Below are 14,201 nucleotides of genomic sequence, written 5' to 3' on the forward strand. Positions count from 1 at the left end.
GTCGGCCAGCCTAGCACAATCCGCCTGGCCGCCCTACCCGCCTGCCGCGCCTTGGCGATTGCGCCGACAACGCTCGGAGCAATACTTCACCTCCTCCCAGCAGCGCGCCCACTTTTTGCGCCAGGTGAAGGGCAGCCCACACACCGCACAGGTTTTGACCGGCAATTCGGCCTTTTTCACAGCGCCTCACCCGCATCCAGTCGGGCCAGCAGCTGCTCACCGCGTACCCACAGGCCCTGCTGCTTGGCTGCACTCATCTTGTCCAGGCCACGGTAGATCATGCCCAGCCGGTGGTTACCCGAAAGCTGCTCGCGGTGGCGCATCAGAAAGTGCCAATACAGCGCATTGAACGGGCAGGCCTGCTCACCCACGCTTTCCGTGACCTTGTAGGTGCAGTCGCCGCAGTAGTTGGACATCCGTTTGATGTACTGACCACTGGCGCAATAAGGCTTGGAGCCCAGGTAGCCGCCATCGGCGTGCATGACCATGCCCAGGGTGTTGGGCAGCTCGACCCAATCGAAGGCATCCATGTACACCGCCAGATACCAGTCGCAAACCTGGCTGGGCTGGATACCGGCCAGCAGGGCGAAGTTGCCGGTGACCATCAGCCGCTGGATGTGATGGGCATAGGCATGCTCCAACGTCTGGCCGATGGCCTGACTCATGCATTTCATACGGGTTTTACCGGTCCAGTAGAACTCCGGTAGCGGCCGAGTGTTGCCGAAGGTATTGCGCTCGGCGTACTCCGGCATGTGCATCCAGTAGATGCCGCGCACGTATTCGCGCCAACCAATCAGCTGACGAATAAAGCCCTCGGCAGCGTTCAGCGGCACCTGGCCGCGCCAGTAAGCCGCCTCAACATCAGCACACAGCCTTCTTACATCCAGCAGACCAATATTCAACGCCGCGCTGATCCGCGCATGGAACAGAAACGGCTCACCGACTGCCATGGCGTCCTGATAATCGCCAAAAGCCGGCAGGGCGAAATCGAGAAAATGCTGCCACAGCGCTTCGGCCTCGGCATGGGTCACCGGGTAATCGAAAGCCGACAGACTGCCGTAGTGATGACTGAAGCGCTCGGCCACCAGCACCAGCACGTCCTGGGTAATGGCGTCCGCCGGGAAGCGCGCGGTCATCGGTGCCTTGATCTGTTTGGGCAGTGCCTTACGGTTTTCCGCATCGAAGTTCCATGCGCCGCCCACCGGGGTACCGTCACCATTGAGCAGCAAACCGGTCTTGCGGCGCATCTCGCGGTAGAAAAACTCCATGCGCAGCTGCTTGCGCCCCTCGGCCCACTGTACAAACTCGTCACGACCACAGACAAAGCGGCTGTCGTTATGCCAGGTGATCGGCACGCCGCTGCGCTTCAACTGATCCTCCAGGCGCCACTCACCACACTCGGTGACATGCACTTCGGCCGCCTGCAACTGCGCGGCCCAGCGCTGCAACTCTCCGGGCAGCGAGCCGCTGTTGTCCGGGTCGTCCAGTGCTACGTACTGCACGCGCCAACCGCGCTCGCGCAATGCCTCAGCAAAGTGACGCATGGCACTGAAGATCAGCGCAATTTTCTGCGGGTGGTGCGGCACATAGTTCGTTTCGGCGGCCACCTCTGCGAGCAGCACCGCATCCTGCTGCGGGTCCAGAGACTGCAGACTGGGCAGATCGAAAGACAGCTGATCACCCAGTATCAGGGCGAGCCGGCGAGTGGTCATAACACAACAACCTCGGTGTTTGGGCAGCGCCGTAAATGGCTCAGCACGATGTGGTAGGCATCCAGACTGAATGCCTGGGATGGCTGCTGACTGACGGAATGAAGCAAGGCCGGGTCATCGACCGTGGCCAGGTAGCGCCACTGATCCAACACATGCCACTGCGAGAGCCCATGTTCAGGATCACGCTCAACCAGCGCGACAGTCCCCGGCCAGGGCCAGGTCACCGTACGCAGCTGTTCGCAAGCGGCCAGCAGCCGGGCATCATGCGCAGCACGAGGCTCTTGCCCGCAGCAGGCGCCCTGACAGCCACCCAGTTGAGTGGCAAAGCACGCGCCCATGCCCGCTTCCAGACCGATCAGACGTAAACACAACTGATGCTTGCGCGCCTGGCTGCGCAGCCAGTCCTGAGCCTGACGCCTTGAGCGGAATAAACCGACACTGCTGTCAATCGGTGCGTGGGTGTCGACACCCTGCAATGCCAGCTGCCAACCGCCCGGAGACTGGCTAAGGCTCCACGTCAGCAGTTCACGCTGGCGCCGCAGTTGCCGGTTATACAACGGCAAAAGCCGCTTGACCTCCGCAGCCTCCAACAACAGCGCACCCAGCTCGCCGGCCGTAGGCTGCACGCGCACCTCACGGATCTGCTGAGCCACCTGCAGACTTCGACGACTGTGGTGATCATTCTGGAAATGCGATTGCACACGCTGGCGCACATTACGGCTCTTACCGATGTACAGCAGCGCCTGATTGTCGCCATAAAAGTAATAAACACCCGGCCGCGCAGGCAGCGCTTGCAATCGCTCAGCACTAAGGAACCGGGGGACTGCCGCTTTGCGCAGCTGGCGTTGCACCTGAGCATCCAGTAGCTCAGCGGGCACCTGCGCCAACAAACTGGAGAGCAACTGCCAAACGGCATCGGCGTCCGGTAGTGCGCGATGACGGAAAAAACGCTGGATCTGTTGACGCTCACACAGCGCCTCCAGACTGTAATCCGGTAAATCCGGCCAGGCGGCACGCGCGAGCCGCACGGTGCACAGCTGCCGGTAATGCACCGGCAGGCCTGCGAGGGTGAAGGCACGCCGTAAAAATGCATGCGCCACACGTAGGTTGTGCCCGACCACCACCCGCCCCTCAAGCAACCGGGACAGCTCGCCAGCAATCTCGGCAAACACAGGCTGCTCGTCCAATTCTGCCGGTAAGACACCTGACAGCCGCGAAACCGTCCGGGGCAGCGCACAGGCGGGCTTTACCAACCAGGAGTGGCGCGCCACCACCGAACCCGCATCGACCTGCAACACGGCAATTTCCCAGATGCAGTCCTTGTCAGGATGCATGCCAGTGATTTGCACATCGAGAACAGCCAGCGGGCGATCAAGCAGCGGGGTTGGGGGGTTCAAGGCATTACCAGGACGAATTGAAGGAAATCGGTACGCGCAGGGTGTCCTGGGTGCCGTCCTGCATGCCGCACATCTCGTCATGCACCACCGCGTGCACCAGGTGGAACGGTATGCGTGGCAAGTCATGCAGCAGGTCACGGGCATGTTCGACCGAGCGCAGGTGCAGGGTCTTGCCATGGCCGTCACTGAGCGGGTGGGCACGGCCGTCCATGTGCGCCTCCAGCAGGTAGATGCCACCCTCGATAGAGATCAGGTTAAGTGCGTCGATATGCCCAGCGTGGGCGTGTAGCGACAAGTCTTGCAGATTCATGGCGATATCCTCGGGCAAGCAAAGCTATACAAAAATCTATACAAATACAATTTTTGTACAACACAGCAAAAGCACAAGGCCGAAAGCAAACCGCCCGTCCGTTTTGCAACGGCCGGGCGGCGAGGACACCTGAGGAGCGGATCAGCTCGATTCGTATTTGGTCAGCTTATCCAGATAACCCATGGCGAAGGCCGACAGCACGAAAGCCATGTGAATGATCACGTACCACATCAACTTGCTGTCAGGAATATTCTGCGCATTCATAAATACTTTGAGCAGATGGATTGAGGAAATCGCCACGATAGAGGCCGCCACTTTCATCTTCAGCGAGCTGGAGTCCATCTTGCCCAGCCAGCTGAGCTTCTCGGTGCCCTCCTTGATATCCAGTTGGGAAACGAAGTTCTCGTAACCAGAAATCATCACCATCACCAACAGACCACCCACCAGCGCCATGTCGATCAGCGACAACAGCACCAGGATCAGATCCGCCTCGGCCATGGCAAAGACGTTAGGCAGGATGTGGAAGACTTCCTGAAAGAACTTCAGCGCCAGTGCCAACAGGGCCAGCGACAGTCCGAAATAGATCGGCGCCAGCAGCCAACGCGAGGCATACATGGCATTTTCGATAAAGCGTTCCATAAGGGCTCACTCAGGGTTCAAGACTGCCGGCGAGTATACCCAGCGCCTTCGCCCAGACAACCCTGGTGTATGGCAATCGATGACCGCTACGGTTATCCCCGGCAACTGTGGATAACCTTGTGGGCAGGCTCAGGATCAATGGCTGCAAGCCAGACCTCTGCTGGGCTTGCGACAGCTGGTCAAATACTCGGCAATTGCCCACTCAGGTTTCCGGCTGGAACTGGTAATCACCCAGATGATGGCCACGCTCACCGTTCAAACGGCGCAACTCGGCCTGGATATGCAGGCGCCAGATCGGCACGTCGGCAGATTGCTCATAGCCCATACCCTGCAGGTTCTCGGCGATATCCGTGAGGATACTTTCGGCGGCGAAAGCCCCGTGGAACGGGCCCTGCGCCTTGATTGTGGAAGGCTGAGCACCGGCCATGCCGGCGGCGCAGATTAGCGTCCAGAGGCCATTGTTGCCGGCCAGCGGCAACACCACGCATTCGATGCGAGTATCCAGGCCCAGGCAGTGGCGAGTGAGATTGAGGCTGCGCGACATGGCGACGACCCTCTCAGGAGCAGGTCTTCAGCCTACACCCGAGCCACCGCCAGAGGGAAGCCAACAGTTATGCCCGCTTGCTGTGGATAACTGTGTGGATGAAGTGAGGAAAAGCCAGCCCGAGCCAGGCGCACGGGCTAGCGCGGCAATTCGCTCAGTGACTGACCAGCCACCGGACGAATTGTCGCAGCCGGGCGGTCATTCAGCCGCCGGCTTTTTCGCCCGTGGCTTCTTCTCCTTGGCCGCAGCAGCCGGTTCTTCCTTTTTCGACTCATCCTTGTCGTCGTCTTCCATGCCCATGGCGGCAATATCACGCAGGCGCTCAACCACGCGCGCATTGACGCTACCGGCGGGGAATTGCCCCTGCTCATTCGGTGAGCCGGCATCCGCGCCGACCAACAGACTCAGCGCCTCATCGACCTGACGCACTGCATAGATATGGAACTGCCCGGCACGCACCGCCTGCAGCACCCGTTCATCAAGCATCAGGGTGGTGACGTTGGAGTGCGGAATGATCGCGCCCTGCTCGCCGGTCAGGCCGCGTGCTTCACAGAGGCGGAAGAAGCCTTCGATCTTCTCGTTGACGCCACCCACCGCCTGCACTTCACCAAACTGGTTGATCGAACCGGTAATGGCGAAGCACTGCTTGAGCGGGGTGCGCGACAATGCCGAGATCAGCGTGCAGACCTCACCGAGGGAGGCGCTGTCGCCGTCGACATAGCCGTAGGACTGTTCCAGGGCGATGCTCGCGGAGATTTCCAAGGGGAATTCCTGGGCATAGCGGCTACCCAGGTAACCGGTAAGGATCATCACGCCCTTGGAGTGGATCGGCTGACCGAGATTCACCTCACGTTCGATGTCGACGATACCGCTGCCGCCCGGATACACCGTGGCGGAAATCCGCGCCGGTACACCGAAGGCCGAGTCGCCGACTTCCAGCACAGTCAGACCGTTGCACTTGCCCACGGCCGCGCCGGCGGTGTCGATCAAGATGATACCGGCCAGCATGTCGTCGATGATCCGCGCCGAAACACGGCCCGTGCGGGTGGCCTTGGCCTTTAATGCGCGCTCGATATGCCCGGCGTCGGTCACTTCATCACCGGCCAGGCTGCGGATAAAGTCGGCTTCGCTGACCAGCTGGAACAGATCGCCGATACGCGCCGACAAGCGTCCCTGGTGTTCGGCCAGGCGCGCGCTGTAGGTCGCAACCCGAGCCACAGCAGCAGCGGTCAGCGGTGCCATGCCCTCTTCCGAGGTTCGGGTCTTCATCAGCTGGGCGAACTGCTCCAGGCTGTCGTCGGCCAGCGGAATGTCTTCATCGAAGTCGACCAGGACGCGGAACATCTCCTGGAAGTCCGGATCGAGGTCCTGCAACGTGTAATACAGCTGACGCGAACCGATGATCACCACCTTGAGGTGCAGCGGAATCATCTGCGGGGTCAGGGTCACGGTGGCAATGCGGCCGAGATCACCCAGCGGCGACTCCATCTTCAGCTGACGCGATTGCAGGGCACGCTTGAGCGCATCCCAGACAAACGGCTCGCCGAGCATCTTCTCCGCTTCAAGAATCAGGAAGCCGCCGTTGGCGCGGTGCAGCGCACCAGGGCGCAGCTGGCGGTAACTGGTGTAGAGCGCGCCCTGGTCGGTGTTGTATTCGATACGGCCAAACAGGTTGTCGTAGGTCGGGTGCGGCTCGAACACCACCGGCGCGCCGCCCTGGGCGTGATGACCAACCACCAGGCTTGGGCAGTACTGCTCTTCGAGCAGCTTGCGGGTTTGTGCGTCGGCCTTTTCCACTTCGACCAGCTGATCGACCACAGTCTTCAGCAGGTTGACCTGTACCGCCTGCAAATAAGCGCAGACACCTGCGTTTTCCGCGTATTTCTCCGACAGCGGCGCCAGCAGCGGCTGCAGGGCAATGGTGATGGTTTCTTCGTTGAGCTGACGCAACAGGTTGCTCGATTCGCGCTTCCACTGCGGCAGGCTGGCCAGCTCCTCGTTGAGGCGCTCTTCCAGGGTGGCGATATCAGCATGGAAGCGTTCACGCTCGGCTTCCGGCAACTGGGCGAACTCGGCCTCATCCAGCGCCTTGCCTTCAAGCATGGGGGTGAAGGCAATATTGCTGCTGTCACGATAAAGAGCGACGTTCTTTTCCAGCGACAACCGCTCAATCACATCCAGTGCCTGGTCGTAGCGCTTGTTGAAGGCGCGGTCGATGGCGTTCTTCTTCTGCTGGAACGAGGGGTGCTCAAACACCGCTGGGAAGGTTGCCAGCAGGTTATCGATCAGGCCGTTGATATCGGCGAGAAACTCGCCGGCGGTGCCAGACGGCAGCTCCAGCGCACGCGGCTCACGCGGTTCATCGAAGTGGTTGACGTAAACCCGGTCAGCCGGAGTCTCCAGACGCTTGGCTTCAGCCTTGAGGTAGCGCTTGACGAAGGAGAAGCGGCCGGTGCCGGGCTCGCCCATGACAAACACGTTGTAACCGGGGCGCGGCATCGCCACGCCGAACTGCAGCGCTTCGACGGCGCGCTCCTGGCCCAATACGCCACGGAAGGGTTCCAGGTCTTCGGTATTGGTGAAGTTGAACTGCTCAGGGGAAAAGGGACGGGTAAGTGCTTCAGGTGCCAACCGCAAATGGGCTGCGACGGAGTCTGGCATTGGAAATCCTTGGACGGGGGCCTAGTGGAAATCATGGCCGCATCGGCCCGCATCCACAAGCCATAAGCTCAATCGCGCGCCTCTCCTTTCAGGCGTCAGAAGGCGAGCGCAACACCCTCGTGTCAGTTGGCCTGATCCTGCATGTCGGCACAGGCCAGGCAATATTCGGCAGCTGGCATAGCCTGCAGGCGCGCCGGACTGATGGTTTCACCACAGCGCAGGCACACGCCGTAGCAGCCCTCAGCCAGGCGCAGCTTGGCAAGGCCAACCTGGCGCATGCCGCTCTCAGCTTCGGCCAGCAGGGCTTCCAACACTTCATCGTTCTGCCGCTGCAGGGCCTGCTCGGCGAAATCCGGCGAGTGGCTGCGCGCCAGATCCTGGCGAATCGCGTGGGCACGCGCGCTGTACTCGTTCAGCAGGCTATAGAGTGCGGTGTGGGGGTCAAAGACAGACATGCTGATAGTCCTCGAAGGCTCAGCTGTAAGTGTGGTTCGTGCAGCGGTTTTTACACTGATGCCCGTCAGTAATTCTGTAACTTTTCTTCACCTATCAGACGAGGACCACGGGCTATTGAGGCGCCCTCAATACAGCAGCAATAAAAACGGAGCCTTGCGGCTCCGTTCTTGTTTGCAGCGTGGCTTATTGGGCCAGCTTCTTGTAACGCACGCGGTGCGGCTGTGCGGCTGCGTCGCCCAGGCGCTTCTTACGATCGGCTTCGTACTCGGTGTAGTTGCCCTCGAAGAACTCGATATGCGAGTCATCTTCGTACGCCAGGATGTGGGTCGCCACGCGATCCAGGAACCAGCGATCGTGAGAGATCACAATGGCAGCGCCAGGGAAATCGAGCAGCGCTTCTTCCAGCGAACGCAGGGTTTCCACATCAAGGTCGTTGGACGGTTCGTCCAGCAGCAGCACGTTGGCGCCCTCTTTCAGGGTCAACGCCAGGTGCAGACGGCCGCGCTCACCGCCGGAGAGGTCCTTGACGAACTTCTGCTGGTCGCCGCCCTTGAAGTTGAAGCGCCCGACGTAGGTGCGCGACGGCACTTCATAGTTGCCGATCTTGATCATGTCGGAACCGCCGGACACGGCTTCCCACACGGTTTTGCTGCCGTCGAGGTCGTCACGGCTCTGATCGACGCAGGCCAGCTGCACGGTTTCACCGATTTCGATGCTGCCCGAGTCCGGCTGTTCCTTGCCCATCAGCATGCGGAACAGGGTCGATTTACCGGCACCGTTACCGCCGATCACGCCAACGATGGCGCCTTTGGGCATGCTGAACGACAGGTTGTCGATCAGCGCGCGGTCGCCGTAACCCTTGCTGACGTTGACGAAGTCGATGACCTTGTCGCCCAGACGCGGGCCAACCGGGATGTAGATCTCGTTGGTCTCGCTGCGCTTCTGGAATTCCTGCGACTGCATTTCTTCGAAACGCTGCAGACGTGCCTTGGACTTGGACTGACGGGCTTTGGCGCCTTTGCGCACCCACTCCAGCTCTTCCTTCATGGCCTTTTCATGGGCTGACTGCTGCTTGGACTCCTGAGCCAGACGATCCGACTTGGCTTCCAGCCAACCCGAATAGTTGCCTTCGTAAGGGATACCGGCGCCGCGGTCGAGTTCGAGAATCCAGCCGGCGACGTTATCCAGGAAGTAACGGTCGTGCGTGATCGCGACCACAGTGCCCGGGAAGTCGTGGAGGAAGTGCTCCAGCCAGGCCACCGAGTCGGCGTCCAGGTGGTTGGTTGGCTCATCCAGCAGCAGCATGTCGGGGGCCGACAGCAGCAGACGGCACAGCGCCACGCGGCGCTTCTCACCACCGGACAGGTGTTCAACCTTGGCATCCCAGGCCGGCAGACGCAGGGCGTCGGCGGCGACTTCCAGCTGACGCTCGAGGTTGTGGCCGTCGCTGGTCTGCAGAATGGCTTCGAGCTTGGCCTGCTCGGCTGCCAGCTTGTCGAAGTCGGCATCCGGCTCGGCGTAGGCGGCGTAGACCTGATCCAGACGCGCCTGTGCGTCCTTGATCTGACTCACGGCCTCTTCCACCACTTCGCGCACGGTCTTGCTCGGGTCGAGCTGCGGCTCCTGCGGCAGGTAGCCGATATTCAGCTCCGGCATCGGGCGGGCTTCGCCGTCGAACTCGGTGTCGACGCCGGCCATGATTTTCAGCAGGGTGGATTTACCCGAGCCGTTGAGGCCGAGTACGCCGATCTTCGCGCCTGGGAAGAACGACAGGGAGATGTTCTTGAGGATTTCCCGCTTCGGCGGTACGACTTTGCCGAGCCGATGCATGGTGTAAACGTATTGAGCCATGATGACCTTGGTTCTGGGTTGAAACGAAAGAAGAAGCCGCCAACTGATGCGTGCAGCCTGAGGCCACACGGCGGGGACGGAACCGCCAGGCGCTACCTGCACAGCGTCGTTCGTACAGTCGCGCGCGCGTGCGGCAAAGCTACCGGAATGCGCCGGACAGGGCAAACGACGCTCGTCGGCGGCGCTGGCACTTTGCCACGGTTATGGCATGCTAGCCGCCCCCTGCCTGCCGGCCATTCTGCGCACCCCAGGGACCAGCTCATCGCCGCTCAGCCCCCAGGATGTACGTCTTTGCCAACAGTCACGCCCCCAACCACACCGCGTACACCCGGCGCTCCGCCGGCTGAGGCGATGCGTGGGCCGACCCGCGGCGCGCTGGTGATACTGGTGCTGAGCATGCTGGTGTTACTGCTCTGGCAGCTGCGCCAGGAGTCTCAGCAGTTGCTCGACAACCAGCGCCAGCTTGGCCTGGCCTACAGTTCGCAGCTGGCCAATCACTTGCACCTGAATATGGCGCTCAAGGCCAGCGCGGGCCAAGCCCTGCTGCAAACCCATGTGCTGCCGCCAAACAACCCGGATGAGCTGGAAGATCTGCTGCACACCCTGCGCGGCGTGTTCCCGACCCTGCGCAGCCTGGCCTGGATGAATAGCCAGGGCCGAATTATTGCCGACAGCCACGCCCCCACCGAAGACGCCCTGTACCTCGGCGAATTGCTGGCGCGCGGGCGCAGCGACAGTTTCTTCTACACCTTCAGTGCCAACGACAACGGCCGTATCTACCTGCTGCTGCGGCATAACCCCGACAGCGCCGTCAGCGGCTTCTGGGTGCTGCGCCTGACCAATCAGGCGCTGACCAGCTGGCTGCATGAGCACCACCAAAGTCCACATCAGTGGCAACTGGAAGATCGCAACGTGCAGCGGGTGATTGCCAGCAACATGCCCCAGACGCTCAGCGCCTCTTCGGTCGCCCCCCCGGTTACCGCCGAGAACCTCGACCAGAGCCTGCTGGAAACTCCGCTCAAGGGCAGCGACTGGCAGCTGCGCGCGCTGTTCAATGAGCGCAAGGTGCGCGCCCAGCAATTGCCGCAACAGGCCAGCAAGCTGCTGCTGTTTATTCTCTGCGCCACCCTCACGCTGCTGGCGCTGTATCGCCTGCTGAATGAGCAACGCAACCTGCACGCACTGAATACCGCCTCACGGCGCTCATTGCAGCAGGCCGCCAGCGTACTCGGCGCCATTGAAGAGCGCGTACTGGTCACCGACAGCAACGGCCAGCTGCAATACCTCAACCCACAGGCCGAAGCGATGTTCGGCCTGAGCAACAACGAGGCGCGCGACTGGCACCTGCTCAAATTGCTGCCACGTCTCGACCCGCTGCTGCTGCACGACACCGCCCTGCACAACGACCTCGGCCCGGACCTGGTGGAAATCCAGCAGAACGGTGTCGCGCACCTGTACGACATCAGTCGCAGCGACCTCAGCGAAGACAACAAGCGCACCGGTTTTGTCTGGGTGCTGCGTGATGTCACTGAAGAACAGCACGCCTCGCACGTGCTGCAGGAAACCCGCCGGCGCTACCAGGACATCTTCGACGGCACCGGCACGGCCCTCTGCGTACTCGACCTGGCCGAGCTGCAGGGTTATCTACAACAGCAGCAACTGCGCAGCATGACCAGCCTGCAACGCTGGCTGGACGAAGACCCGCAGCACCACAGCGAACTCTGCCAGCGCCTGCGCCTGACCGAGACCAATCAGGTGGCCTTGCAGCTGCTTGGCGTAGAGTCCAACCAGCAGGCCTGGCAGCACCTGTTCAACAGCGGCCCGCTGCGCCCGGATGGGTTCCGCATGCAGCTGATCAGTGCTCTGCTTAGCGGTAGCGGGCAGCTGGAAATGGAACGCCAGATCCTTACCCCGCAAGGCCACGAGCGCCACCTGTGGCTGCTGCTGCGCTTGCCGGAAAGCATCGACGACCTGCAGGCCGTGACCCTCAGCATCAGCGACATCACCAACCGCAAGCGCATCGAAACCTCGCTGATTGAACGCGAGCGCTTCTGGTCCGATGTGGTCAGCGCGGTGCCCGACACCATCTATGTGCACGACATCGCCGGCAAGCGGGTGATGTACAGCAACAACCACCTCGGCCCGCAACTGGGCTATAGCAAGGCGGAAATTCAACAGCTCGGCGAGCGTCTGTGGGAAAAAATCCTGCACCCCGACGATGTCGAGCTGTACCAGCGCATGCGCAATATCCAGCAGGTACAGGGTAATGGCCTGCTGATGCAGTTCGAGCTGCGCTGGAGGCACCGCGATGGCAGCTGGCACTGGTTCGATATCCGCGAGCAGGCCCTGTCGCGCGATGCCAAAGGCCGGGTCAGCCGGCTGATCGGCGTGGCCAAGGACATCACTGAACAGATCACCCACAGCGAATCCCTGCGCACCAGCGAGCAGCGCTATCGCCTGCTGGCGGAAAGCATCAGCGACGTGATCTTCTCCACCGACGCCCAGCTGCAGCTCAACTACGTCAGCCCGTCGGTGATGCCGGTGCTCGGCTATGACAGCGAGTGGGCGCTGGCCAACGGCTTCCAGAGCCTGGCCACCAACCCGCGTCAGTTGAGCGGCTTCTACGCCCTGCTCGACCGCGTGCGCAACGCCCTTGGCGACCCGCAGCGCCTGGCCGAGCTGCGCGCCGAGTTTCTGCCGCAGCTGTTCGTCTTTGATGCACTGCGCGCCGACGGCCAGAAGATTCCGGTGGAACTGCGCCTAGTGCCAATGTGGGATGACAGCGGGCGCTTCGAAGGCCTGCTCGGTGTCGGCCGCGACATCAGCCTGCAACGCCGCGCCGAGAAAGACCTGCGCATGGCCGCCACGGTATTCGAGCACTCCACCGCTGCGATTCTGGTTACCGACCCGGCCGGTTATATCGTGCAGGTCAACAACGCGTTCAGCCGGGTCAGCGGTTACAGCTCGCAGCAGATTCTCGATCAACTGCCTAGCGTGTTGACGGCAGACACCCAGCAGGCCAGCCATCTGGCCTATGTGATCAAACAGCTCAACCAGCAGGGCAGCTGGGAAGGCGAGGTATGGCTCAAGCGCAAGAGCGGCGAGAAATTCCCCGCCTGGGTCGGTATCACGGCGGTCAGGGATGATGAAGGCGATCTGGTCAGCTACGTGTGTTTCTTTAGCGATATCAGCGAGCGCAAGGCCAGCGAACAGCGCATCCACCGCCTGGCCTATTACGACGCCCTGACCCAGCTGCCCAACCGCACGCTGTTCCAGGACCGCCTGCACAGCGCCCTGCAGCATGGCGAGCGGCACCAGGAGTGGGTGGTGCTGATGTTCCTCGACCTCGACCGCTTCAAGCCGATCAACGACTCCCTCGGCCACGCCGCCGGCGACCGCATGCTCAAGGAAGTCGCGGTGCGTCTATGCACCTGCGTGGACAGTGACGACACCGTGGCGCGCATGGGGGGCGATGAGTTCACCCTACTGCTGCAATCCCAGGCCCAGCGCGAAGGTGCGCTGACCCGCGCGATCCATGTCGGCGAGCAGATTCTCGCCAGCCTGGCGCAACCGTTTATTCTCGAAGGCCGCGAGTTCTTCGTCACCGCCAGTATCGGTATCGCCCTCAGCCCGCAGGATGGCAACGAGCTGAGCCAGCTGATGAAGAACGCCGACACGGCGATGTACCACGCCAAAGAACGCGGCAAGAACAACTTCCAGTTCTACCAGGCCGACATGAACGCCAGTGCCCTGCAGCGCCTGGAACTGGAAAGCGACCTGCGCCACGCTCTCGAACAGGGCGAGTTCAAGCTGTTCTACCAGCCGCAGTTCTCCGGCGACGGCAAGCGCCTGACCGGCGCCGAAGCGCTGCTGCGCTGGCAGCATCCGCAGCGCGGCCTGGTGCCGCCGAATGACTTTATTCCGGTACTCGAAGAGCTGGGCCTGGTGGTCCAGGTCGGCGACTGGGTGCTGCGCGAGTCCTGTCGCCAGCTGGCCGAATGGCACGAGGCGAAGATTCGCGTACCGAAAATTTCGGTCAATCTCTCGGCCCGTCAGTTTGCCGAAGGCGACCTCGATCAGCGCATCGCCGAGATCCTCCAGCACAGCGGCATTCCCGCCGGCTGCCTGGAGCTGGAACTGACCGAAAGTATTCTGATGGAAGACGTGGCCAACGCCATGCAGACCCTCGGTAGCCTGAAGAAACTCGGCGTGTTTATCGCCATTGATGACTTCGGCACTGGCTACAGCTCGCTGAACTACCTCAAGCAGTTCCCCATCGATGTGCTGAAGATCGACCGCAGCTTTGTTGACGGCCTGCCCCATGGCGAGCAGGACGGGCAGATTGCCCGGGCGATCATCGCCATGGCTCACAGCCTCAACCTCACGGTAATCGCCGAAGGCGTGGAGACCCTGGCTCAGCTGGATTTCCTGCGTGGCCACGACTGCGACGAAGTGCAGGGCTTCCTGCTCGGCAGGCCAATGCCGGCGCACCAGTTCACCGCCCTGTTTACCGGCACCGCCCTGTTTATGCTGAGCTGAATTGCCGGCGTGCATGAGCCCCGCTTGTCCGTCAGATGACCACGCTTCATATGCCTGTTTAGTGCGGATGAGGTAGAATTCGCCCCCTCTTT

At 61.6% G+C, this 14,201-nt stretch carries 10 protein-coding genes; 1 reads left to right on the forward strand and 9 read right to left on the reverse strand.

All coding sequences use genetic code 11. The features are described 5' to 3' along the window. Positions 1-33: 33 nt before the first annotated feature. The 9 genes from RHP75_RS17725 to ettA form a co-directional block, all read right to left on the reverse strand. Positions 34-180: a DUF2256 domain-containing protein gene (locus RHP75_RS17725; protein ID WP_311089344.1), complete on the reverse strand. Its 147-nt coding sequence runs from the start codon at positions 178-180 to the stop codon at positions 34-36. Next, entirely contained in the window at positions 177-1,712 is a 1,536-nt protein-coding gene (locus tag RHP75_RS17730; RefSeq protein WP_311089345.1) for a cryptochrome/photolyase family protein, read from the reverse strand. The genes RHP75_RS17725 and RHP75_RS17730 overlap by 4 nt, the downstream gene beginning before the upstream one ends. After that, positions 1,709-3,109: an exonuclease domain-containing protein gene (locus RHP75_RS17735; protein WP_311089346.1), complete on the reverse strand. Its 1,401-nt coding sequence runs from the start codon at positions 3,107-3,109 to the stop codon at positions 1,709-1,711. The genes RHP75_RS17730 and RHP75_RS17735 overlap by 4 nt, the downstream gene beginning before the upstream one ends. Positions 3,110-3,113: 4 nt before the next feature. After that, positions 3,114-3,419 (reverse strand): DUF6482 family protein, encoded by a 306-nt coding sequence (locus RHP75_RS17740; RefSeq protein WP_311089347.1) that lies wholly within the window; start codon positions 3,417-3,419, stop codon positions 3,114-3,116. A 141-nt stretch (positions 3,420-3,560) separates the two neighbouring features. After that, complete coding sequence (locus RHP75_RS17745; RefSeq protein ID WP_160013123.1) at positions 3,561-4,058, reverse strand: TIGR00645 family protein; 498 nt, start codon at positions 4,056-4,058, stop codon at positions 3,561-3,563. A 202-nt stretch (positions 4,059-4,260) separates the two neighbouring features. Next, entirely contained in the window at positions 4,261-4,602 is a 342-nt protein-coding gene (locus RHP75_RS17750) for a hypothetical protein (protein ID WP_160013122.1), read from the reverse strand. A 198-nt stretch (positions 4,603-4,800) separates the two neighbouring features. After that, positions 4,801-7,263, reverse strand: coding sequence for a Lon protease family protein (locus tag RHP75_RS17755; RefSeq protein ID WP_160013121.1), 2,463 nt, complete (start codon positions 7,261-7,263; stop codon positions 4,801-4,803). 122 nt (positions 7,264-7,385) lie between these two features. Next, the gene (locus tag RHP75_RS17760) at positions 7,386-7,718 is read right to left on the reverse strand and encodes a TraR/DksA C4-type zinc finger protein (RefSeq protein WP_311089348.1); all 333 of its coding nucleotides are present in this window, start codon (positions 7,716-7,718) and stop codon (positions 7,386-7,388) included. A gap of 184 nt (positions 7,719-7,902) precedes the next feature. Next, positions 7,903-9,570, reverse strand: a complete 1,668-nt coding sequence (ettA, locus tag RHP75_RS17765) for an energy-dependent translational throttle protein EttA (RefSeq protein WP_090249445.1) — start codon at positions 9,568-9,570, stop codon at positions 7,903-7,905. A 351-nt stretch (positions 9,571-9,921) separates the two neighbouring features. On the opposite strand from ettA, the gene RHP75_RS17770 reads away from it, so the two are divergent. Further along, positions 9,922-14,109 (forward strand): EAL domain-containing protein, encoded by a 4,188-nt coding sequence (locus tag RHP75_RS17770; protein WP_311089349.1) that lies wholly within the window; start codon positions 9,922-9,924, stop codon positions 14,107-14,109. The last annotated feature ends 92 nt before the right edge of the window (positions 14,110-14,201 follow it).

Origin of the sequence: Pseudomonas sp. SG20056 (assembly GCF_031764535.1) — a bacterium.
Classification (GTDB): domain Bacteria; phylum Pseudomonadota; class Gammaproteobacteria; order Pseudomonadales; family Pseudomonadaceae; genus Aquipseudomonas.